This is a genomic window from Methanomethylovorans sp. (genome assembly GCF_041305605.1).
Lineage (GTDB): Archaea > Halobacteriota > Methanosarcinia > Methanosarcinales > Methanosarcinaceae > Methanomethylovorans.
Map to the genome: position 1 here is coordinate 1 of NZ_JBFYLB010000011.1, position 22,936 is coordinate 22,936.

Here is a 22,936-nt window from a genome sequence, read left to right on the forward strand (position 1 = left end):
TGATATCTCTTCCGCCTTCCCTTCGAGAGCATACATCACGATCATCATGCTCTCTGCAACGTCGTCCTGTCCCACCGCGAGAATGGTACCTCTGGAAATCTCGTGTATCCTGTGCCCTGCGCGTCCCACTCTTTGTAAAAGCCTAGAAACCTGCCGTGGAGATCCATATTGTACGACATGGTCCACCTTGCCGATATCAATGCCAAGTTCCATGGAAGAAGTGCATATAAGGCCTCTTAGGTCCCCTGCCTTGAAAGATTCCTCAGCTTCGATACGTGCTTCCACGGATAGGGAACCATGGTGTACTCCTATGGACTCACCCATTATCCTGAAACCTGATGCCAGTGCTTCAGCACTTTGTCTTGTGTTGACGAAGACCAGAGTAGACTCATGCCTTTGTACGATGTCCCGGATGCATCTGAGGTGAGCTGCAAACTCAATATCACATCCTACCAGCTGTGATACGTCCATGTCCTCTGCAGCTATCTGCGGGCGCACCACATTAAACTCCAGGAATTTGGACATGATAACCTGCAACACAACCACGTTTCTCTCTGATCCTGCAAGGAACCGTGCAATTTCCTCAGGATTGCCTACAGTGGCAGAAAGTCCCACTCTCTGGAACTCTCCTGCAAGCTCCACCAGCCTTTCAAGGCCCACTGCAAGCTGCGCTCCCCTTTTTGAAGCAGCTAGCTCATGGATCTCATCCACTACCACATGTTTTACATAGCTCAGACCTTCACGCAGCAACTTGCCTGTGAACATTGCCTGCAAGGTTTCAGGTGTCGTGATCAAAAAGTCCGGTGGTCTGCGTGACTGTTTTTGGCGTTCGTTACGTGAAGTGTCTCCATGACGGACCTGCACGTTGATACCAAGCTCCTTGCCCCACCACTGTATGCGCGAGAGCATGTCCCTGTTCAATGCCCGCAAGGGTGTGATATAGAGGGCTGATATGCCTTTTCTCTCTTCCGGGGATCTTGCAAGGATGTGGTTAAAGATAGGCAATACGGCAGATTCCGTTTTACCAGAACCAGTAGGAGCTATGAGAAAAGTATGTTCACCTTTTAGTATATGGGGAAAGGCTTTATCCTGGGGCTCCGTAGGTGCCTTGAATCCAAGTTTTACCAGAGTCTCCTGAATTCTCGGATCAAATGCATCGAATAGATTTCCAAAACTCATTTTTGCCCCTTCCTTCTTCCCTTACGGTCTTTTTTCGGACCATGTAATTTACGCACGTTTTTCAAAAGCCCCAGATTTGTACCATCCAGCAGATAAAGCTCTGCATTATCGAGTTCCACTCCCCCTGATGAAAATATGGGTCCCAGCAGGTCATCTTCCAGCGACTCGTTGAATGCAACTCCTCCGCAAAGTTCATTGAAAGACGGTATTATGAACACCTGTGGGTTCCGCCAATCCTCATTCAGGTCCATGCTACTGTAATGTGCCTGTAATACTTCTTTTTTTAGCCGGGTGCGCACCCAGGCAGGTTCCACCACCGTATGGCCAAGAGGATCTGTAAAACGGATAGTGGGGTGGTTGTGTGCCGCTATCATGTACTCTACTTTAAGTAGTTCGGGAGCAGGCCAGGTATGACCGTGGAAGTATCCCACACTATCTATAACAGTCCCTCTGGAAGAATGCAACTGCACATCTTTCCCATCAGGAAGAAGGAACTCTATGCCAGCATCATGGTTTCCAGGAAGGATATCCACATGCGCGTGTTCTGCCAGAGTTCTCAGGAAATAAGGGAGCTCGTCCCTTTCCTGCCAGGAGATCTGGGGCACGTTATGTTTCACGTCACCCAGAAGGATGATCCTGTCAGGCTCTACGGATTGGATATATCCCAGAATGCGGTCAAGACCTTTTTGCATGCGGCTGGGTATGGAAAAACCACTTGCATACAGGTCCCATTCTATTCCAAGATGTATGTCTGCTATCACCAGGGATGTCAGTTCATTTTTCACAACAAGTGCAGGTTCATTGAATATGGGTTCTATTTCTATGGTCATTCGTATATAGTATGGATTTTGCTTTAAATATGGTAGTAATGCATTTTAAATTATGTCAGTCTTTCTTGTATGAAGAAACCTTAAAACACATGAATGCTGTAAACGTACAAAAAGAAGGGCTTTTAAATGGTTCATCATTCAATGGAAGAAAGTCTTCAGTGTCCGATCGATCAGGCCAGGATCACAGCTGGCATGAGCGTGGACGAACTGATACATGCGCTGGATGGTTGTGCTTTTGGAGCAGGCCGGATAGCTGATGCAGTAGATATCTATCATGAGATGTTAAGCAACAAGAGCACCAGTTTCTTCGGACTTGCCGGAGCCATGGTGCCAGCAGGCATGCGTGCCATTGTAGCCGACCTTATCAGAGATGGCTACATAGACGTGTTGGTCACAACAGGAGCAAACATGGTGCATGAGCTAGTGGAATCCATGGGCCTGCACCATTACAAAGGCAGTGAGCAAACTGATGATGTGGAACTCAAACACCAGGAAATAAACCGCATCTATGATGTGTTCCTGCCTGAGCATCATTTTACGGATTTTGAAGAGAAGATGCAGGCGATATTCTCTGATATAGGTGACAGGACAATATCCATCAGAGAATTCATGACGCATATCGGTAATAACATCGATGACAAGAACTCCATATTGCGTACTGCTGCAGACATGAACGTGCCTGTGTACTGCCCTGCTATCCAGGATTCAATGATAGGGCTGCAGGCCTGGCTGTACAAACAGATGCATACTCTTAATGTCGACGCATTCGCTGATATGAGGGAGATAATCGATGTCTGCTACGAAGCAAAAAATCCAGGTGCATTGCTAATCGGTGGTGGAGTTCCCAAGAACTATATTTTCCAGTCCATGCTCGTGACCCACCAGGAATTTGAGTATGCTATACAGCTTACCATGGATACTCCTGAGACAGGGGGCTTGAGTGGTGCCACACTTGATGAAGCACGTTCCTGGGGCAAGGTAAGTGAAAGTGCCCGTTCTGTCACTGTTCATTCTGATGCAACAATTACTTTGCCTCTGCTTGTGGCAGCTGTAAGGAGCAGGCTTTCTAAAGATCATAAATAACAAATCAGGAGGGATTATTCATGATAAAGGATACAAGACTCATACTTGCCCTGGATGTTACAGACAGACTGCAGGCGCTTAAAATAGTCCAAAGCGTAAAAGGCCACGTGGATGCAATCAAGATAGGTTATCCTCTGGTCCTGGCAACAGGAAAAGACATCATAGGCGAAATTGCAGAAATGGCACCAGTGATAGCTGACTTCAAGGTCGCTGACATACCTAACACTGACCGTCTGATATGTGAGGAGGTGTTCAGGGCGGGAGCAGATGCTGTAATTGTGCATGCTTTTACCGGTTCTGACAGTCTTAAGATGTGTGTGGAAGTTGCCGAAGAGCATGGTAAAGAGATATATGTGGTTACAGAGATGAGCCACCCCGGAGCTCTGGATTTCATGCAGAAGGCAGCAGAGGATATGGCACAGATGGCAGCAAATGCAAAGGTTGCGGGTGTTGTTGCGCCGGCTACCCGTCCTGAGCGCGTAAAAATGATCCGCAGTATAATAGGGGATGATCTAGCCATTATATCCCCCGGTGTGGGTGCCCAGGGTGGAAGCGCTGCAGATACCATCAAAGCAGGAGCTGACTGGGTAATAGTAGGAAGAAGCATTTACCTTGCTGATGATCCAAGGCAAGTGGCTATAGGCATTGGAAAAGAAATAAAGGATGCTTAAAAATTATTATGTGTGCCTGTGATGAGATCATTTTCTGAACAGTGATGAACCCTATGAGTCCTGAGGCACACTCTTTTTAGTTATCATACAAACTTCTGCTTGTGTTTACTGTACAACACATGGATGATACCATCGGCCAGTCCCATTTGCGGCACGAACATCTCCGAGATTCCACTCCATTTCATTACCGAAAGATATATTTTTGCTGCAGGGACTATCACATCTGCCCTGTCAGGTCTTATTCCCAATTCTGATATACGTTGTTCCATGGTGAACGAACGGATGTAACTATGCAGTTTTTTTAATTTGTTGTATTCAAAAGGTTCCCCATCTTTTATTTTGGACATACTGAAAAGAAAATTTATGTTCCCTCCGCTTCCCACTGCGGATATTGGCTGATAGCGGGAAGAAACATGCTTTACCCACAGCTTCATATCTTCCCAATCCCTTCTGGTCACCAGCCCCTCTTGTATACGTATGCTTCCAATATCAAAAGACCGGGATTCCATTATCTTGTCTTCATCGAAAACGATTATTTCGGTGCTGCCACCGCCAACATCCACATACAGATGACATACATTGTTATTATCGTCAGCCAGTCTTTCTACGTGGTTATAATAAATTATCTCGGCTTCTCTTTTTCCACTGATGATGGAAAGCTCGATCCCGCTTCTCTTGCGGATACGGTCAACTATTTCCCTGTTGTTGTTAGCTTCACGCATGGCTGATGTAGCGCATGCCATATGGTCCGCAGGTTCGAAAGCGTCCATCAGGTACTTAAAGCCCATCATGGTCTTGACAAGCTGCTGGATCTTTTCTTCTGATATTCTTTTGTGGGGGAATGCATCTTCTCCCAGCCGTATCGGCATTCTGAAAAGGGAAACCTTCTCATACACGGGACGAACACTTTCCTCTTCCACCCTTGCAAGCAAAAGCCTCACTGCATTTGAACCAACGTCTATAGCAGCGAATTTCATTGCGTCCCACCTTTTCCGGAAGCTTTGTCGTTAAAGAAAGTATACAGTTCGTCCTGTGATCTCCTTATATCACTTGAAAGATTCCTTTTTACATACTTGTTATTTTGTTCCTTATTAATGATACGTGCCTTGGTATTATCAGCAAATTGGGTCTCCATGAACTGCTTAAGTTCTTTCTGTATGGAAATATCGTAAATAGGGACTGCTACTTCTACTCTTCTGTCAAGGTTGCGCACCATCCAGTCCGCAGAAGAAATGAAATATTTCTCGTCGCCGCCATTACAGAAAATGAATACCCTGGAATGCTCCAGATACTTGTCTACTATGCTTGTGATCGCTATGTTCTCACTGAGTCCCTTTATTCCGGGAACAAGGGAGCATATGCCCCTTATTACCATGCGGATCTTTACTCCTGCCTGGCTGGCATCGTACAGTTTCTCTATCATCCTGCGGTCCACAAGGTTGTTCATCTTCAGGTACATATAAGCCTTTTTTCCAGTCCTGGCATTGCGAATCTCTATATTGATAAGCCGATAGATCTTGTTGCGCATATAGTGAGGTGCAACTATGAGGTGATCATAGCTTATATGCTTGTAAGTATGTTCAAAGAAATCGAAAAGATGTTTCACTTCCTTAGTGATGGCAGGATTGGAAGTTAGCAATGAATGGTCACTATAGACATGAGCGGTGGCCTCATTGAAATTACCGGTGCCTATACACGCATAGCTTACTGGTATATCGTTTTCCATCCTTGTTATCTCACAGAGCTTTGCATGTACTTTAAGTCCCGGTACCCCATCTATAATGGTAGCACCTGCCTCCTCCAGTTTCTGTGTCCAGTAGATGTTGGCCATTTCATCGAAGCGAGCCTGCAGTTCGATCACCACGGTCACAGATTTGCCATTCTTTACAGCGTTGATAAGGGCATTTACAACATTGGAATTCTTCGCTACCCGGTAGAATGTCATTTTGATGTCTGTCACGTTAGGGTCTATAGCTGCTTCTCTTAACAGGTCTATCATATGGTCAAAAGAATGGTATGGGTAACAGAGCATCACATCTTTACTGTGTATCACATCAAGGACACTACGGTTAACTGGCAGGTCCGGATGCCTTATCTGTTTGCTTTTTTCATATAGCAGGGAACTGGTACCCACATCCGGAAAGTTCATGAAATCCCGTGCATTGTGGTATCTTCCACCGGGAACTATATTTTCAAAGTTTTTTAGTTTCAGACCCTCAAGGATGATATGGAGCAGATCTTCGGGGATCTCCCTGTCATATACGAATCTCACAGGTTCTCCTCTTTCTCTTTGTTTTAGACCCTCAGAGATCTTTTCAAAGAAACTTTTCATCACATCGTCATCTATGTCAAGCTCAGCATCTCTGGTCAGTTTGATGGTGTATGCAATTATGGAATCATAATCGAAGATAGAGAAAATGTTTGTAAGACCGAAGCGTATTATATCATCCAGCATTATTATGTACTGAGTGTCAGTGTCTGATGGCAATGGAAGGTAACGGGGTAACACGTCTGCAGGAACCTCGATCAAGGCGTAGTTAAAATCCTGTGGGTCACGGTACTTGTACATTGCAATTGCCAGGTATATGGCCTGGTTCTTAAGATAAGGGAATTTCCTGAGTTCCCTGAACATGATGGGTACAAGCCTGGGACGCACCTTGGAAATAAAGTAATCCCGAACGAAGTCCTGCTGCTGTGGGCTAAGTTCTGTTTCATTGATAATGGATATATTTGCTTTTTCGAGCTCTTTTTCAAGCTCTATAAATATCTCATCGAATCTATCTCTAAGCTGCAGTACCCTTTTATGGATCATTTTCATTGTTTTCTTTGGAGAATCCCCGATTATTTCACTGGATTTCACACCCGCATCTATCATTCTGTGAACGGTGCCTACTCTCACACTGAAGAACTCATCCTGGTTAGATGAGAAAATACCAAGGAACTTCAGGCGCTCCAGCAATGGCAATGAAGGGTCTGCTGCCTCCTGCAGCACTCTTTCATTAAAAGAAAGCCAACTTATCTCACGGTTAACAAATTTGACTATTTTTTTCACCATCTATATCACAATATATAATTTAAGTTAGATTTAAACTTTCCAGTCAACATATGTGCCACTACCTGAACACAACTTCATGGAATACCATCGTAACGAGATATTCTCACAAAATATTTGTTCATCTATAATAACATTTTATACTTATTAGCAATAGCCCTATCGACATGTATATAGTCTCTATATCAGTCTGGGTTATGCACGGTCTCAATCGTGGTATAGTGAGGCGACCACACCTGAGAACCTGGTCCCGAAATCCGGGTCCATTGCTTTCGCCCATACTTCCGGAAAAGCTTCAAATAATTCTTTGATCTCGTTCTTACGGTAGGCAAGATAATTTTCTATTCCAGGCTCTGATAATATTATATGCTCTTCTCCCGATTTCCTGCTCCCTCTAGAACCCCATTTCCCGTATTTCAAATAGTTTTTCAGTAATTCCATTGCAACTACTGCATCGTGAATGTCACCAAGATTGTCCTGCAGTGCTTTGAGGTCTTTGACCAGGCTATTTGTTTCTTCTCCCAGGACCTCCTCAAAGAATTCCAGGGTATATCTTAGGATCTTCACATCTATGCGCAAAGCATGCAACATTTCATAGGAAGGTTCATCTCCATGCACAAGATCATCGTAGGCCCTTACCGTAGCGAGCTGATTATACAAAAGAGGGGGCAGGACATCCCTTACTCTGTGGGGCAGAGGCCTGCCATACTTATCTACCAGAGATTCTTCCCATCCTCCTTCTTTTTCCAGCACTTGTGTGAACTTGAGCTTGAACTTATCATACTTACTGCTATCAAGATGCAGCAGCATCAAGCCTCTTGCCTTGTCTCTTTCGATCAGAAGGGTGCCAATAAGCTCATCCAGTTCCGACATTCTTTGCTCCGGAAGCGATCCAATATGATGCTGTATCTTTTCCATGAACACATCCAGATCCCGTACAGCTCCAAGGGATCTGCGTGTTGCTTTAATGCCCCTGAAAAAAGTTTTCATTACATCCATGTCCAGATGACCATTGAATACCTCCAACACGGAGCGCATGCGCATGGCTGCAACTCGCATATCATGTAGTTCTTCTATATCCTTACCCAGCATTGTGCCACGTTCATGTTTAAGCATCCTTCCAAAATGGAATCTCAATATCTTATGGGCTGCTTCCCTCATGTGGTCATCTTTTTTGATGTCAGTTCTTTTCATTGAAACGAAGCTTTTGACTTTTGTTCCAGCAGTGACATCCTCTGTAATACTGTCAGTGGTCGTTGCCAGACTTCCTATGGTTTCAAGTGGTTCCGGGGTCTGATCTATCATTGTTTCCGGAAACACTGTTTCCGGCATGCTCTCCGTTGACGACTCTGCTGTACAGATTTTATTTTGTTCGGTATCTTTCATGATTATCTCAGTATCACATGTATATATTTCATTTTCATGACAGGTAGAGTTCCACCTCGAAAATTCACTTGCGGGGTGTAGTATATGGGAAACCATCATACTGCTAAGGGCTGCTGTTAATTGATTTTCTCCGGAATACATAGTGTTGCCTCTGTCGATATTTTCGGGCTTGGATCTGCGATCGATAGTAACTGAAATATTTCCGGATTGCTGCAACATGATGTTGAATAACAGCAGGAAAACTCCTGCAGCATAAGCAATCATTACGTATGCCACTTCAGGATAGAACCAGGCATCAGGATAAAGGAGGATGAAACCAAGGACGCCTGAAGCAGATAATATGGAACCAAGCGATAAAAGAAAGCCTGTACTTGACTTCAAAGGGAAGAGTAGGTTCAGGCCAACCATGATAAAAGGAATACTTATCCCTGCAAGCCCCAGGGACAGGACTATCTGGCCAGGTTCCGAAAATCGGTTAATGCTTTCAAATATTGCATATATGATCGAGGATGCCATGCAGATCAAACCTGCAATGATCATGAAAACCACAGATTGCTTTGAAATACTATCCTTCCACTCTTGGTCCATAAGTATTCCTGGTTTTCCTGATAATTAAAGTTTTGTGCATGAATAAAAATGAAGGGAGTTCATGCATGAGCGGGCGGTCAAGGTTTAAGACGCCTGAGCTCCCGGATAATACCCTGTATTATCTTTCTCTGCCTTTCAAGCTGTTTTACTTCCCCTTTCACCATGCGGCTTTTTGTACCAGGACCTTTGTGGCTTTTCATTTTCTTGCGGAATGACTTGACGTTGCTTTCCACATCCATTTTCACTTTTTCCCTATCTTTCAGGACAGCATGTACAGGGCATACTTTCACGCATTTGCCACAGTAGATACACATGTGGTCATCGATAACTGCTTTGTCCCTGGAAATGGAAATTGCATCCACTGGACATCGCTTAACACACTTTTTACAGGCTATGCATTTCTTCTTCAATATCCAGGGCATATAGAACACTCTTAATTAATGGGGTCTGCAAAGAAAGTACCCGCACAATTTAAATGTATTGTGAAATTGTCTCTTACTCTTCTTCAATGTAATTCATATCTACAAAATAAAAATCTGTCGAGGATATAATATATATGGGGTCAAATATATATTATCACTTTACGCAGGTAAAGAGAAGGCATCATGCAAATAATGGACTTGATAAATCAACTGGGACTTGATCCTTTCCTTGTAAATTTTTTCCAAAAACTGGGAGTATCTCTCATGATAGGGATACTCATAGGGATCGAACGTGAGCACTGGAGGACCAGCAAGAAGATCTACGCAGGAGTAAGAACCTTTACCATTACATGTCTTATCGGCATGTTAGCTACATTCATGCAACCTTACGTTTCCTTTGATATACTCCTTATAACTACCATCTTTATGTTTTTTTCCTGCATTCTTACAGTATACGCAGTGAACATAGTCTATGGGCGTTCTGGCCTTACCAGTGCGATTGCTCTCTTTTTTACATACCTTTTAGGTATTTTGGTAGGCAGTGGTATGTTCCTGGTTCCAATTGTTTTCGCTGTTGTTCTAACATTTGTGCTTATTGAAAAAAAACCATTGCACTCATTGGCAGAGCATTTGTCTGAAAAAGATATCGCAGGTGCACTGAAATTCCTGGCAGTAGTTTTTGTGTTGTATCCCTTAGTGCCTAACGAACCCATTTATGATGTGCTTAATCTCAAATCAGCCATCCTTATAGTTGTCCTTGTGTCATCTATTAGTTTTGTAAACTATCTATCTCTCAAAAAAATGGGTTCCAAAGGAGGCATAGCTTACTCCGGGCTTCTGGGCGGTCTGGTCAGTAGTGAAGCTACCATTGTAGCACTGGCAACCATTTCACGCAGGAGGATCAACCTCACAGAGAACATATACATGGGTTCTATGCTGGCAGTCATATCCATGCTCATCAGAGATCTTGTCATAGCTATAATTGTGGATACCAGTGGCAGGACTGCATTGCTTATGCTTCCTCCTTTTCTAATAATGGGTCTTGCTACAGTGATGCTTGTACTGTTCGAAAGGCAGAAGATGGAGGTCACCCCGGAGACACTTGAGATTGGCTCGCCTTTTGCTCTTGGCCCTGCTTTTAAGTTTGGTTTGATTTTTGCTCTTTTTCTTTTGCTGGCAAATACGGCCAACACTTTTGGAGGACCTGTAGGTACATATGCTACAGCTTTGGGAGGTATAGTGAGCAGTGCGGCAGTTACTGCATCTGTGACAGCTCTTGCACTTGGTGGTAGCATCTCCTATCAGACAGCTGCTGAAACTGCAGTAATGGCAAGTATTATAAGCACACTGACAAAGCCCGTATTTATAAAAATAACTGGTTCCAGAGAGTTGTTCAGCAGATCCCTGAAACCTTTCATATTGATAGTTATTACCGGAAGCGTGGCCCTCATAGCCTGGAGCATATTCCAGCATGGATTATTCAGATAAATATGAATTTCAAAGAGAGGATCAAATGCTCGAAAGTGTTAACCTGTCCCTTCGCGTAAGCAAGGAAGATTATAAGCTTCAGATAGAAGAACTGTACATCCGTATGGGAGAGCTGCAGCGTAAGGCATGGAAGATGCAGATACCGATAATGATGGTTTTTGAAGGATGGCACGCTTCCGGAATGGATACTATTATCAATCGTTGCATGTTAGCATTTAATCCAATGGGGTTAAGGTTTCACGTGACAGTAAAACCGAATGATGAAGAATCAAAAAAACCTATGTTGTGGAGGTTCTGGCAAAAAATACCAGCATATGGGAAAATAGCCATATTTGAAAGAAGCTGGTATAGCAGAGCCATAATTGAACACTTTGATCGGAGATCAAAGTATAATGGGTTAGATCACTGCATGCGAGAGATAAATTACTTCGAAAGGCAACTTACAGATGATGGGTACCTTCTAATGAAGTTCTTCATGCACATAAGCCAGGAAGAGCAAGCTAAAAGGCTTAGGGAATACGAAAAAAAAGATATTCCTGTATCCGTTGTCAATGAAGAGCTGGATTATGAAAATGAGTATGAGAACTATTTTTCCGTGATAGATGAAGTAATAGGAAAAACTCATTTTCAACATGCTCCCTGGACAATAGTGGAAACAGAGAACCTCAATCATGCAACATTGAAAATACTTTCCACAGCCCTTGAAATGATGGAACAGCATATCAACAGCAAGCTGGAGAGCAAATGTCTGCTGCCCGATCCAAAGAGAATAGATAATTTTAGGCCATCATCACCTGGACTCTTAAATGCAGATCTTTCCTTGATGATGGAAGACGAAGAATACGAACAAGAAAAGGATCTCTATCAGAAAAGACTTGGTGAACTGCAATACGAACTATTCAGGGAAAAAAGACCTGTTGTAGTTGCCTTTGAAGGCTGGGATGCTGCCGGCAAAGGGGGTAATATAAGGCGTATAGCCGAAAAAATTGATCCAAGGCTTTACAAGGTTGAACCTATAGGAGTCCCTAATGATTATGAAAAGAGTCACCATTATCTGTGGCGCTTTTACAGAAGAGTGCCTGAGGCAGGGCATATTACTATATTCGACAGGAGCTGGTACGGTCGGGTGCTTGTGGAACGAGCGGAAAATTTCTGCAAGGACGATCAATGGCAGCGAGCATATCAGGAGATAAATGAATTTGAAGAAACTCTTACTGATTTTGGAACTATCATTGTAAAGTTCTGGTTGCATATAGACAAGGAAGAGCAACTTCGAAGATTTCAAAGCAGAGAAAGAATCCCCGATAAACAATGGAAGATCACTCCTGAAGACTGGAGGAACAGGGAAAAGTGGGATATTTATCTTAAAGCAGTGGATGATATGCTCTTGAGGACAGATACTGACTATGCTCCCTGGACAGTGGTGGAATCGAACGATAAGAGGTATTCCAGGATCAAGACTCTAAAAACCCTGGTCGATACCATAGAGGAACACATTCGTTAGATTGGCATCAGCTTTCAGCTCTGAATACTATCATCTGATCAAAGATCAAACGCCACAGGTCACTTTTAGTGTCAGCTCTATCGGCATCTATGGAGGCCCCCTCTCCTTTGACCAGGACCATAACATTGTAATCGTCTACAATGACCTTATATAACTTGGAATTCATGCGACTGTAATCCAGTCCATCTGCAATGCGTATGAGAGCAGCTATTTTGAGGATATTCGTCTGCATTCCCTCCGGCAGCTTCCCGAAGGTTTTACTCTTTAATTTATCCAGTTTTTTCTTATCTATTTTCTTCTTGTGAAGGAAGGTTGTCCACACGGCAATCGGCCGGAATTTCTCAGGCAATTCTTTGGGAGGCGAATACATCAGAATGTCCCTTCCGGCTTTATGATGGTCCTGCACATCGATATACATTCCGATATCATGTACAAGGGAGCATATCCATGTCACACGACGATACTCATTCCCCAGGCCATGTATGCCTTTCAGTTCATCAAAAAGCTGGAGTGCATTTTCTGTTACTTTCCGGGCGTGCATTCTTTCGATGTGGTATTTCTCAAAAAGGGTCTGCAAGGGTAAGGGATCAAGTGAAGTAACAATTTCTTCAGTTACTGGTTCGTTGTCAGCCCTATTCAGTAACATGATTCCATGTTCGAACTTTGAAGGACTGCCCCGGATCAGACCGAACTCTTCCTTTAATACGCTTGCAAGAGCTTCCAGTTCAGTCTGATCTGCATCTGGTAACAGCTCGGCTTCGAGTTCCTGGTATTTCATGTCTTTTCCCCAGGCACTAATCTTCACATCATCAAGGCTAAGTTCTGCAAACTGCTTCTCCTTTTCTGTATGAGATATTTTTCGGTTATACCTTAAGTGGTTAACTTTAAACAATGGCACCAGAGAATTGGCTCCCACAAGCTGTGAAAGAAAAGTTTTCATGTGCGATTCTTCCCAATCTCCGATGGGTTTATCATTGGCAAGAGTACATTCCATTTCTTCCCTGCTTCTTATTCCATCTTTCCCGTATCCACCGAGGGATTTGAGGGTATAGATAATACTCTGTCCTTTTTTCCGCTGCCTTAGGTAATATCCTTCTGACATGATCAGCATGTCTACGGTGTCCAGATATGTATCTTCCAAGGCGGTCCTAACTGCAGTGTCAGGTTTGAACTGACCGATAGTTGGAACATTAATTAAATGATCAAACATGTCCTTATCAGGAACGGAAAATTTAGCTTCTATTTCCATTGATATCATAAAATAGTGTGCTTATTGGTACTTAGTATTTCCGCAATGATGAAAAAAGAGGCACGGGTCATTAAAAAAGATAATAAAAGAACAGTGCCATCAATGGCCTGTTCAGATGTAGAGCTATGTCAGTTTGAATCTTGAAATACTTTCTCTCAAATGATCTGCCATGTCTGCAAGATTCTGTGCCTCTTGGGAGAGGTCTGACATAAGAATTGCCTCTTCTTCAATAGTGTCAGAAATCTTCTTAGTGCCGGTTGCAGAATCTGCCGAAACAGAAGATACATCTTCTATTGAAGCTGTTACTTCTTCTATGGAAGCAGATTGTTCCTCTGTGGCAGCTGCGATCTCCTGTGCCATCCTGGCAACTTCATCACCACCTGTTATTGCATCTTTTACAGCTCCAACAGTCTTATTTAGATCAGCAGAACCAGCTTCAACTTTCGCAGTTTCCTGTTTTATTGAATAGACAGCACTTGTGGTTTCAGTTTGAACGTCTTTAATAAGGATAGCTATCTCTTTTGCTGCTGAACCTGACTCTTCAGCAAGCTTGCGTACTTCATCTGCCACAACAGCAAAACCACGTCCATGCTCACCAGCTCTTGCAGCTTCGATAGCAGCATTCAATGCCAGCAAGTTTGTCTGGTCTGCAATACTAGTGATTAAGGTTACGATTTCACCTATCTGAGCAGATTTTTCATTCAGCTTTTCTATGATCTTAACAGATTCATAAGATGAAGATTTTATTCCATTCATTTGTAAGATCAGAGATTCTGACTGTTGTCCTATATCTTGCATCAGTTCATTGGCATTGACTGCGGTTGCTGAAGTCTTTTGAGCATTGTTAGCTATGTCCTGAACAGCCATAATCATGTCGTTCATTGCATTTGTAACTTCAGATATCTTCTGTGACTGGAGGCCTGCTCCGGAAGAGATTGTGGATACATTTTTCTTGATATCCTCGCAAGAAGTTGCCATTTTTTCAGTAGATGTTAGTAAATTCTCGGCAGTTGCTGTGACAGATGTGGATTTTTCCTGTACTTCCTGTACGATCTGCCTGATACCAGCTACCATCTTATTGATAGAAGTTCCAAGTTTACCTATCTCATCATCTGATTCCTGCACCTGCACAGTCATATCACCCTCTGCAATATAGCCTGTAGCTGTTACAATATTATTCAAAGGTTTAATCAGCAAATTGGCAATGAACAGGCCAAGCAATAGAGATAGTACAAGACCTATTGCAGAAATTATTAGAATGTTATTAGATGCCTTGTCAGCAAGTAGACTTACACCATCCAGGGGGATCAATGATTTGATGTAACCTTTTGTTGCGCCGGCATAATCATTAAAGGGTATCAGCACTACGAGGGAATTAGCATCTTCTGAAGTAAAAGATACAGTTTGTCCCTGTCGCAAGAGTGCTAATTGTTCATCATTTATTGGGACTAGGTCACTGTCAATAGTTGCTGCCAGCAACCCATTTTTGCTTGATTCCCATGCAACGCTCTTCTCATCGGGAAATGTGTATATGAAATATTCTCCAGGAGAGTCCTCTTGTAGCTGGGCAAGAAAATGCTCATCAAAACCCAGGCCATATTCCACAGAACCAATATGTTCTCCGTTGTACATAAGAGGGGATACTACTCTGAAGCCGTATCCATCTTTACCTTCTTCCAAACCACTGATGGTCTTCATTTGATAATTTGCTTCATTTACGGTTATTCTGGAAGATGAAAGGTCATCACCATATTTTTCAGGACTATGCAATCTGAGGAAAGAGGTCGAGTCCGGTAAATGAAACTGAAATTGTGCTACACCGCTTGAAGAGAGATCTTTGTATACAGGCAGGAGTAGCGTAGTGAGGCGCTCCCTGTCCTTTTCAGCAAATAACTTCAATGTATCCTGGTTTTCAGTAATGGGTATCAGGGCGGTAGCTGCAGTTTCTAGCTGCATCTCCATCCTTGTGTTAACACTTTTTTCTACCTGCAAAGCAATTTCCTGCTTTTGATATTCTATCAATAGCTCCTGATTTTGTGAACCCTGGACGGCAAAGATCGCTATCAATATCATTGATAACAGGATAAAAGAAATGATGATCTTGTTCTTAAGATTCATATACTCACCATATGTAATATTTAATGTTGTATTTTTATATAATTATCCGGGTATAAATAATTTAAGTTTTGCGGCTCTGTATAGGACCGAACTTAGGACTATCTATGATACTTGTCTGGAATACAAGTTTTTAGATTAAGACTTCATGATCGAAGAGTCTAGAGTCTTTTTTAGATCAGATAAAAGAGTCACTATTTCATTAGGCTCCACTTTTGCAGTGAGTTTATGGTCTGTATTCGGTTGTAACGGTAATTCAAATATAACAGCTGTTCCTTTTCCAATTTCACTTTCAATCCATATCCTACCCTGATGCATCTCTACAAAGCGTTTCACTAAAGAGAGGCCAAGTCCAGCTCCATCATAACGACGGTCTGTTGCAGAATCCAGCTGCATGAAAGGCTGGAACAGTTTTTCCTGGTTCTCTTCAGATATCCCTATACCCGTATCCATCACAGCGAATTGTGCCATATTGTCAACAAGGTGTGCGGAGATAGTTATCTTTCCACCTGAAGGAGTGAATTTGATAGCATTAATTGTAAGATTGAAAAGGATCTGCTTGAACCTTATTCTATCAGCAAACATCTTTTCAAAATGTCCATCGCTGGAAAACTCCATTTTAATCCCTTTTTTGTCTGCAAATGGAGATACAAGCTGTTTAACTTCATTAATTGTGATCGCAATTCCAAAGAATTCATAATTTAGTTCCATTTTACCTGCTTCAATTGACGACAGATCAAGTATATTGTTTATGAGAGATAACAGGTTTCTGCCACTTGTATGAATGTTACCAAGAAACTTAATTTGCATGTCATCAAGCTTTCCTGCATCACCTTTTATCATAATATTGGAGAAACCTATAATAGAATTAAGGGGTGTACGCAGTTCATGACTCATGGTTGCAAGGAACTCGCTCTTGGCTCGATTTGCAGTTTCTGCGGCAATTTTCGCTTGAATCAGACTTTGTTCCGCTTCCTTGATTTTGGTCAGGTCAACGAAGCTTTCAACCAGGTATTTTTTGCCTAAAATGGTAGCCGGTATTGCAGACTTTAGGATAGGGATCTTTTTACCATCCTTATTGATAAGTATTTTTTCGGATTTATCCACTGACAATCCAAGGTCAGTAATAGGACACTTATCATGCTGTGCAGGACAGATAAAATTGTGACAAAGATTGCCAATTATTTTTTCTTTCGACAGACCAATCATTTCTTCAGCAACAGGATTTACATCTACGATCACATGTGTTTCAGTATCGATGAGGACAACACCGCTAATAATGCTGTAAAATACCGTTTTCAATATCTCGTTTGCAGACTCTGCAGCAATTTTAGCCTCAATTAGGTCTTTTTCTTCTCCCTTCCTTTCTGTGATATCATGAAGAACTATCAAATCTGCGGTTTTGCCATTGAATTCGATCACATACGTCATTATTTCCATTGGGATATTTTTGCCATTCTTGGAAATGAGTTCTATTTCATAAACAGTAGGCGCTCTTTCTCCTTTCATTCTCTTCGTGTAGTTTTGAACAACGGTTTTCTTGTATACAGGTGATACGAAATTTAAGAAGTTTCTGCCAATGATCGATTCGCCTTCATAACCTGCAACTTTAGCAATAGTACCATTAAAATATCTGATCAATTGGTCCTGTACTATCACAATACCATCATTTGTATTTTCTATCAGCTTCACGTATTTGATGTCTTGATCTTGATTTCCTACTTCCTGGGTGTATTTTGAAATATCTTCGATGTAGCATATTAATTTATTATTCCCATTGATATCTGTCATTGGAACGATCTTAAATCGACCAACAACTTTTCTATCATCATTGGCTATGCATATGTGATCAAATTCTATCGGCTCGTTTTTTCCATACGGATTGTTCAAACATTCCTGTATTTTGGTATTAAGCGGGTCCTGGCACAGTCTATGGAAATAATCCTTCTCAACCAGTTTAGAATCCTTATCTCCAAACATTTCAAGAACAATTTTATTGCAGTATTCTATTTTGCAGTCTTTGTTCAGAATAATAATACCTATTGGTGACTGGTCCATTATGGTACTGACATATTCATTCTCTATTGCTGAGCAGGAAATGCCATTTTGGGAATTATTATACTCTAGCATTGTATATTCTACGATACATTATCTAAATACTAATATATTATGTTTTGTGATTTAATCCGGAATATAATCCATTATCGAGTAAAAGTACTATTTAGCATGAAATCTATAAAATACTACCAAAGATCGGCTCCGCAGATAGCCATTTTTTCATACATTTCAGGTCCAAAAAAGAATGTCGTTTGTTTGGAAGTGATTACAGAATATATTTATCTTACTTATTAATTAAATTTTTGTACCTAATTGCCATCATATAATAAAATATATCCCTTGATAATGATTACGTAGTCAAAAAGGATTTTTTCTAACATTACATATACATATTTTATATAAAGTAAACTGACTTTTCCAACAGGCCCCCTAATCCTTTTTTCTCTGGTGATTATAATAACTGATAGCCATATATCGCAAGTTCTGCCAGCACAATAATAAGTACAAAATTTCCTATAAGTAATGGAGGGACCATTTTTTTAAGGGGAAATCCCGCGAGTGCAAGCCCAATTGCCAGTATGTCGCTGGGGAGTGGAGTCAGGGAGTAAACAAATATTAGCAAAACTACGTTCTTGTCACCAGCACCTTTTACTAATTGCAAAAACCGGCCTATATGTTTTCCGTACTTTGAGGGAACACATTGTTTTCCCTTTTTGCCGACAACATAGAATACAATATCCCCAAATGTAAGCCCGACACTTGCAAAAATTGCGATGTATATCGGATCAACTCCTCCTAAGGATATCGCGACCAGTGCTGTGTAGAAGGATGTTGAAGTGAATGCAGATACACCGCCTATGGCAGCCAGCAGAAAAACAACTAGATAGGTATTATGTACTCCCAAATACCCGACAATCTCTTCCGGCGGATAGTATACTAGAAAAACAGACCATGCAAAAATGAATAAAATTAGCAGCCTTACGATCATAATGTCTCTTTTTCGGATAGAAACCGCATCTTCTGTAAGTATGCAGAAAGTAGTGGATTTCTCGGAACTGGCCGGTCCATTGATGTTGTCTTCAGGTGGCATTGATAATATTATCTATTATTTTAATAGATATTAACAGATCCTACTATCTGTTATTTGGCTCTGCAGAATACCTATTCAAATCAACATCTATAGAAGTCCAAACTCAACCGATTTAACCAGATTATCTTCTCTATTCTGTCCCCGGACAAAAATATAAGAGCAATTAAAAATTGTCTTTGCTTATTTTAGTTTAATTATTTAGTTTAATTGTTTATTTTAAACCAAATATTACTGCGAATGATTTTATATGTGATTACCTCCCAATAGAAGGATATGAAAGGATTTTCAATCAATATCGAAGATGCCACTTTGGAAAATGACAATTTTCGCAAAGTTCTCTATACTTCAAAGCACAGCCAACTGGTACTTATGAGCCTCAAGCCCCGGGAAGATATCGGGATGGAAGTGCATGAGGAAAATGACCAGTTCTTCCGTTTTGAGAGTGGACAGGGGAAATGCATAATTGACGGTAACGAGTATGAACTGGGTGACGGGGTTGCAGTGGTAGTGCCAGCAGGTGCGCAGCATAACGTAATCAACACTTCGGAAACGGAGGAACTGAAACTCTATACCATCTATTCGCCGGCGCATCACAAGGATGGAATCGTGCGTGTCACCAAGGAAGAGGCCGAAGCCAATGAAGCGGAATTCGACGGAACGACTACGGAATAAGAGTATAAGATGTGAGGATCACGACTATTCCAAGCTCAAAATTGCTGCGCTTTATGAAAATAAAGTGTTTCTATTTTTTGGCTCTGTAGAAAATATATCTAAATCAAGGTCAATCGGGTTAAATTGATAACTTCAATCAATATTATGCCCTACATTTTTAGTAATTACAGACTTATATTAATGCCAGAATATCGAAGATTTCTACAGATCCGTGTTTTGATAATTAAGCCAAAACCATGGCAATCAAATGTTTTATTTGATAAATATTGGTCATAATTAGCCTTATATAATCTGTAGTCACCTATAGGCTCCCAAAAACATCAAGGATATATCATGTCTCTTAATTTCAGGATAGTACTCGTTGAGCCTCTATACCAAGGAAATATAGGTTCAGTAGCCAGGGCAATGAAGAATTTCGGTTTTTCAGACCTCGCGCTTGTAAATCCATGCCCTCTTGAAGGAGAAGCACGTGCAATGTCTTCTCATGCACGTGATGTACTCGAGGGTGCAACCATAACAAACTGCATAGAAGATGCTGTTGCAGGTGCCAACCTCCTGATAGGCACCACAGGTATAACCGGCAGTAAATTCGATGAGCACATACGTATCCCGGTACATGTCCCCAGAGGCCTGAAACAACATCTTGAAGGCACCTCCGGTACTGTTGCACTGCTCTACGGCAGAGAAGATAAAGGCTTCACTAAAGATGAATTGTGTATGATGGACATGATCCTTACCATCCCTACATCCGAAATATACCCAGTGATGAACCTGTCACATGCCGTTGCAGTGACACTGTACGAATTAAGTGATGTACAAGCAGGAGATACACCACTAGCTGATCCTTTTGACATGGGACTTTTAATGGAACATTTTTCCCGGGTTCTGGATGACATTGATTATCCTTTGCACAAAAAAGAAAAGACGGAACTTATGCTTAAAAGGATATTCGGGAGAGCACGTCTGATCCCAAGAGAAGTACAGACCTTGCGAGGCGTCCTGCGCAGGATACAGAAACATCTGGTGTCAGAATGGAAAAAATGATCAAGTGCCGTACACGAAATATTGATATAAATTAAAAACTATGGTTGGTGCCGAGACTAGATCTGCGCAGCTAACTTTGAGAAAGATATGACAGAAATAAAATGGGAAGATAACTTCAAGGTATTCCTCAAGCAATACTATTGGGACGATATTCTTCAGCTTGCTAACGAATACCCTGAACAGCGGAGTCTTACAGTTGATTTTTCAAACCTTGAGATCTTCGATAGAGAACTGGCTGCAGAACTGTTAGAGCAACCTTCCGAAGTGTTGCCTTCTGCAGATAAGGCCTTGCAGGAAATAGATCTGCCAATCGATAAAACACTTGATAAAGCAAAGGTCAGGTTCGAAAAGGTTCCCGGCAAGATACCGATCAGAGATCTGAGAAGTAAGAATCTGATGAAATTCATTGCTATTGAGGGCATGATCCGCAAAGCCACTGAAGTTCGCCCCAAGATAATAAATGCTGCCTTTATGTGCATGCGATGTGAACATGTTACTTTCGTGCCACAAACAGAGATGAAATTCATTGAACCTCTGGAATGCGAACACGATACATGTGGTAAGAGAGGACCTTTCAAGATACTTATGGAGCAATCCCTATTCGTGGATGCCCAGAAACTGCAGATACAGGAATCACCAGAGAACCTAAGAGGAGGAACACAGCCACAAAGTCTGGATGTGGATGTGGAAGAAGATCTTGCAGGTATAGTAAAACCTGGTGACAGGATCGTCATTAATGGAGTTCTCCGTTCCCATCAACGTACCACCCGTGAGGGTAAATCTCCTTTCTATGACCTCGTACTGGATGCAAATTCCATTGAAAATGTGGATAAAGAGTTCGATGAACTGCAGATAACCTCAGAAGAGGAAGCCATTATCCAGGAAATGAGCCAGGACCCACACATATATGACAAGATAATCCAGTCCATTGCACCTTCGATCTATGGTCTTGAAGAAGTGAAGGAAGCCTTGGCCCTGCAGCTATTTTCCGGTGTTCCAAAGCACCTTCCTGACGGATCAAGAATAAGGGGAGATATCCACATGCTGTTCGTAGGTGACCCGGGTGTGGCAAAAAGTCAGCTTCTTCGTTATATGGTGAAGCTTGCACCCAGAGGCGTATTCGCTTCAGGAAAAAGTGCCTCAAGCAGCGGTCTTACTGCAGCTGCCGTGAAGGATGAAATGGGAGATGGCCGCTGGACGCTGGAAGCCGGTGCACTTGTTATGGCTGACATGGGTATTGCCGCAGTGGATGAAATGGACAAAATGCGTTCTGAGGACAAGAGTGCACTTCACGAGGCAATGGAGCAACAAACGATATCCATTGCGAAGGCCGGTATCCTTGCCACATTGAAATCCCGATGTGCACTCCTTGGTGCCGCCAACCCCAAGTACGGACGTTTCGACAGGTATGAAGGCATAGCCCAGCAAATAAATATGCCCCCGGCACTTATGTCCAGGTTCGACATGATCTTCGTGCTTCTGGATACCCCCAACGAGGAAAAGGACACACGTATTGCCAGACACATCCTGAAGTCCCACTACGCAGGTGAACTTTCAGAGCAGAGAAAAAAAATGCCCACAAGCAAAGTGACCCAGGAACAGGTAGATGAACAGATGGAGATAGTCATTCCCGATATAGACCCGGACCTTATGAGAAAATACGTGGCATATTCACGCAGGAATATTTTCCCTGTGATGGAAGAAGACGCAAGGGACCATCTGGTGAAGTTCTACATGGATCTGCGTAAGATGGGAGAAGGTAAGGATGCCCCGATCCCTGTAACTGCCCGACAGCTGGAGGCCCTTGTGAGACTTGCAGAAGCAAGTGCCAGAGTACGTCTTAGCAGTGTTGTTACTATGGACGATGCAAAGCGTACGACCAAAATAGTATATTCTTGCATGAAACAAGTAGGTGTCGATCCATCCACAGGTGCTTTCGATGTAGATATAATAGCATCCGGCACCAGCAAGAGCCAGAGAGATAAGATTAAAGTGGTCAAGGAGATCATCCGGCAAGTGGGCAGCAGGCATCCGGCTGGTAAAGCGCCTCTTGAAGAGATCTATGCAGAAGCAGCTATAGAAGGTATTGACAGAGCTCATGCAGAAGAAATGATCGCCAAAATGCGCAGGTCTGGAGATCTGATGAAGCCAGATCATGATAGTGTGAAACTTGTGTGAGGAATAATTGATGTATCTGAAGGTCCATAGTTCCGGTAGCACTGTTGTTGTTGCCATATGTGACAAGGAGATCCTTGGAAAGACCTTAAAGGAAGGCAATATGACAGTAACAGTTAATGAAGGGTTCTTTTGCGGGGAAATCGTTGATGCAGAGAGCGTTGAAAAAGCTCTAAAGAATGCAACTACGGCTAACCTTTTTGGGGAAAGATGTGTTCAGTGTGCTATTGACTGCGGTGTGGTGAGTCCACAAAGTGTAATATACATAAATGGTGTGCCACATGCTCAGGTATTCCGAATATGATGCGAACGATTTTTATATATGTTGTT

At 42.2% G+C, this 22,936-nt stretch carries 18 protein-coding genes; 8 read left to right on the forward strand and 10 right to left on the reverse strand.

Going from position 1 to position 22,936, the window contains the following annotated elements; all coding sequences use genetic code 11:
• On the reverse strand, positions 1–1,179 hold a 1,179-nt coding region (locus ACCM36_RS00690), incomplete at its 3' end, for a DEAD/DEAH box helicase (RefSeq protein WP_370571775.1).
• Positions 1,176–2,009: a metallophosphoesterase gene (locus ACCM36_RS00695; protein ID WP_370571777.1), complete on the reverse strand. Its 834-nt coding sequence runs from the start codon at positions 2,007–2,009 to the stop codon at positions 1,176–1,178. The genes ACCM36_RS00695 and ACCM36_RS00690, both read right to left, overlap by 4 nt.
• Before the next feature lie 126 nt (positions 2,010–2,135).
• Between ACCM36_RS00695 and ACCM36_RS00700 the strand changes: the two genes are divergently transcribed.
• Both ACCM36_RS00700 and pyrF read left to right on the forward strand, forming a co-directional pair.
• Entirely contained in the window at positions 2,136–3,092 is a 957-nt protein-coding gene (locus tag ACCM36_RS00700; protein ID WP_370571778.1) for a deoxyhypusine synthase, read from the forward strand.
• 20 nt (positions 3,093–3,112) lie between these two features.
• On the forward strand, positions 3,113–3,763 hold the full coding sequence (pyrF, locus tag ACCM36_RS00705; protein ID WP_370571779.1) for an orotidine-5'-phosphate decarboxylase: 651 nt from the start codon (positions 3,113–3,115) through the stop codon (positions 3,761–3,763).
• Between the two features lie 83 nt (positions 3,764–3,846).
• Here the strand turns inward: pyrF and ACCM36_RS00710 are convergent, their stop codons facing one another.
• The 4 genes from ACCM36_RS00710 to ACCM36_RS00725 all read right to left on the reverse strand — a co-directional run bounded on the left by ACCM36_RS00710 (position 3,847) and on the right by ACCM36_RS00725 (position 9,211).
• Positions 3,847–4,740, reverse strand: a complete 894-nt coding sequence (locus tag ACCM36_RS00710) for an exopolyphosphatase (RefSeq protein ID WP_370571780.1) — start codon at positions 4,738–4,740, stop codon at positions 3,847–3,849.
• Positions 4,737–6,818 (reverse strand): polyphosphate kinase 1, encoded by a 2,082-nt coding sequence (ppk1, locus tag ACCM36_RS00715; RefSeq protein WP_370571781.1) that lies wholly within the window; start codon positions 6,816–6,818, stop codon positions 4,737–4,739. The genes ACCM36_RS00710 and ppk1 overlap by 4 nt, the downstream gene beginning before the upstream one ends.
• A gap of 204 nt (positions 6,819–7,022) precedes the next feature.
• Positions 7,023–8,789 carry a CHAD domain-containing protein gene (locus ACCM36_RS00720; protein WP_370571782.1) on the reverse strand — a complete coding sequence of 589 codons (1,767 nt, stop codon included), beginning with the start codon at positions 8,787–8,789 and terminating at the stop codon, positions 7,023–7,025.
• A 77-nt stretch (positions 8,790–8,866) separates the two neighbouring features.
• Positions 8,867–9,211, reverse strand: a complete 345-nt coding sequence (locus tag ACCM36_RS00725) for a DUF362 domain-containing protein (protein ID WP_370571783.1) — start codon at positions 9,209–9,211, stop codon at positions 8,867–8,869.
• 183 nt (positions 9,212–9,394) lie between these two features.
• On the opposite strand from ACCM36_RS00725, the gene ACCM36_RS00730 reads away from it, so the two are divergent.
• Positions 9,395–10,699 carry an MgtC/SapB family protein gene (locus tag ACCM36_RS00730; RefSeq protein ID WP_370571784.1) on the forward strand — a complete coding sequence of 435 codons (1,305 nt, stop codon included), beginning with the start codon at positions 9,395–9,397 and terminating at the stop codon, positions 10,697–10,699.
• A gap of 25 nt (positions 10,700–10,724) precedes the next feature.
• Positions 10,725–12,203: a polyphosphate:AMP phosphotransferase gene (pap, locus tag ACCM36_RS00735; RefSeq protein ID WP_370571785.1), complete on the forward strand. Its 1,479-nt coding sequence runs from the start codon at positions 10,725–10,727 to the stop codon at positions 12,201–12,203.
• 7 nt (positions 12,204–12,210) lie between these two features.
• Here the strand turns inward: pap and ACCM36_RS00740 are convergent, their stop codons facing one another.
• From ACCM36_RS00740 to ACCM36_RS00755, 4 genes are all read right to left on the reverse strand, one after another.
• Positions 12,211–13,452: a CYTH domain-containing protein gene (locus tag ACCM36_RS00740; RefSeq protein ID WP_370571786.1), complete on the reverse strand. Its 1,242-nt coding sequence runs from the start codon at positions 13,450–13,452 to the stop codon at positions 12,211–12,213.
• Positions 13,453–13,575: 123 nt separating this feature from the next.
• On the reverse strand, positions 13,576–15,570 hold the full coding sequence (locus tag ACCM36_RS00745; RefSeq protein ID WP_370571787.1) for a methyl-accepting chemotaxis protein: 1,995 nt from the start codon (positions 15,568–15,570) through the stop codon (positions 13,576–13,578).
• Positions 15,571–15,705: 135 nt separating this feature from the next.
• Positions 15,706–17,697, reverse strand: a complete 1,992-nt coding sequence (locus tag ACCM36_RS00750; protein WP_370571788.1) for a PAS domain S-box protein — start codon at positions 17,695–17,697, stop codon at positions 15,706–15,708.
• A gap of 379 nt (positions 17,698–18,076) precedes the next feature.
• Positions 18,077–18,715 (reverse strand): VTT domain-containing protein, encoded by a 639-nt coding sequence (locus ACCM36_RS00755; RefSeq protein WP_370571789.1) that lies wholly within the window; start codon positions 18,713–18,715, stop codon positions 18,077–18,079.
• 273 nt (positions 18,716–18,988) lie between these two features.
• Here ACCM36_RS00755 and ACCM36_RS00760 point away from each other — a divergent pair, with 273 nt between their 5' ends.
• The 4 genes from ACCM36_RS00760 (at position 18,989) to ACCM36_RS00775 (ending at position 22,910) form a co-directional block, all read left to right on the forward strand.
• On the forward strand, positions 18,989–19,387 hold the full coding sequence (locus tag ACCM36_RS00760; protein ID WP_370571790.1) for a cupin domain-containing protein: 399 nt from the start codon (positions 18,989–18,991) through the stop codon (positions 19,385–19,387).
• 333 nt (positions 19,388–19,720) lie between these two features.
• On the forward strand, positions 19,721–20,431 hold the full coding sequence (locus ACCM36_RS00765) for an RNA methyltransferase (RefSeq protein WP_370571791.1): 711 nt from the start codon (positions 19,721–19,723) through the stop codon (positions 20,429–20,431).
• 87 nt (positions 20,432–20,518) lie between these two features.
• A complete protein-coding gene (locus tag ACCM36_RS00770; RefSeq protein ID WP_370571792.1) occupies positions 20,519–22,609 on the forward strand; it encodes a minichromosome maintenance protein MCM in 2,091 nt (696 codons plus the stop codon).
• 10 nt (positions 22,610–22,619) lie between these two features.
• The gene (locus tag ACCM36_RS00775) at positions 22,620–22,910 is read left to right on the forward strand and encodes a DUF424 domain-containing protein (protein WP_370571793.1); all 291 of its coding nucleotides are present in this window, start codon (positions 22,620–22,622) and stop codon (positions 22,908–22,910) included.
• The last annotated feature ends 26 nt before the right edge of the window (positions 22,911–22,936 follow it).

What these genes read in the sequence shown, in the direction of transcription:
- ACCM36_RS00695 (WP_370571777.1), bottom strand. Translation starts at nt 2,009, where the DNA reads ATGACCATAGAAATAGAACCCATATTCAATGAACCTGCACTTGTTGTG.
- ACCM36_RS00700 (WP_370571778.1), top strand. Translation starts at nt 2,136, where the DNA reads ATGGTTCATCATTCAATGGAAGAAAGTCTTCAGTGTCCGATCGATCAG.
- pyrF (WP_370571779.1), top strand. Translation starts at nt 3,113, where the DNA reads ATGATAAAGGATACAAGACTCATACTTGCCCTGGATGTTACAGACAGA.
- ACCM36_RS00710 (WP_370571780.1), bottom strand. Translation starts at nt 4,740, where the DNA reads ATGAAATTCGCTGCTATAGACGTTGGTTCAAATGCAGTGAGGCTTTTG.
- ppk1 (WP_370571781.1), bottom strand. Translation starts at nt 6,818, where the DNA reads ATGGTGAAAAAAATAGTCAAATTTGTTAACCGTGAGATAAGTTGGCTT.
- ACCM36_RS00720 (WP_370571782.1), bottom strand. Translation starts at nt 8,789, where the DNA reads ATGGACCAAGAGTGGAAGGATAGTATTTCAAAGCAATCTGTGGTTTTC.
- ACCM36_RS00725 (WP_370571783.1), bottom strand. Translation starts at nt 9,211, where the DNA reads ATGCCCTGGATATTGAAGAAGAAATGCATAGCCTGTAAAAAGTGTGTT.
- ACCM36_RS00730 (WP_370571784.1), top strand. Translation starts at nt 9,395, where the DNA reads ATGCAAATAATGGACTTGATAAATCAACTGGGACTTGATCCTTTCCTT.
- pap (WP_370571785.1), top strand. Translation starts at nt 10,725, where the DNA reads ATGCTCGAAAGTGTTAACCTGTCCCTTCGCGTAAGCAAGGAAGATTAT.
- ACCM36_RS00740 (WP_370571786.1), bottom strand. Translation starts at nt 13,452, where the DNA reads ATGGAAATAGAAGCTAAATTTTCCGTTCCTGATAAGGACATGTTTGAT.
- ACCM36_RS00745 (WP_370571787.1), bottom strand. Translation starts at nt 15,570, where the DNA reads ATGAATCTTAAGAACAAGATCATCATTTCTTTTATCCTGTTATCAATG.
- ACCM36_RS00750 (WP_370571788.1), bottom strand. Translation starts at nt 17,697, where the DNA reads ATGCTAGAGTATAATAATTCCCAAAATGGCATTTCCTGCTCAGCAATA.
- ACCM36_RS00755 (WP_370571789.1), bottom strand. Translation starts at nt 18,715, where the DNA reads ATGCCACCTGAAGACAACATCAATGGACCGGCCAGTTCCGAGAAATCC.
- ACCM36_RS00760 (WP_370571790.1), top strand. Translation starts at nt 18,989, where the DNA reads ATGAAAGGATTTTCAATCAATATCGAAGATGCCACTTTGGAAAATGAC.
- ACCM36_RS00765 (WP_370571791.1), top strand. Translation starts at nt 19,721, where the DNA reads ATGTCTCTTAATTTCAGGATAGTACTCGTTGAGCCTCTATACCAAGGA.
- ACCM36_RS00770 (WP_370571792.1), top strand. Translation starts at nt 20,519, where the DNA reads ATGACAGAAATAAAATGGGAAGATAACTTCAAGGTATTCCTCAAGCAA.
- ACCM36_RS00775 (WP_370571793.1), top strand. Translation starts at nt 22,620, where the DNA reads ATGTATCTGAAGGTCCATAGTTCCGGTAGCACTGTTGTTGTTGCCATA.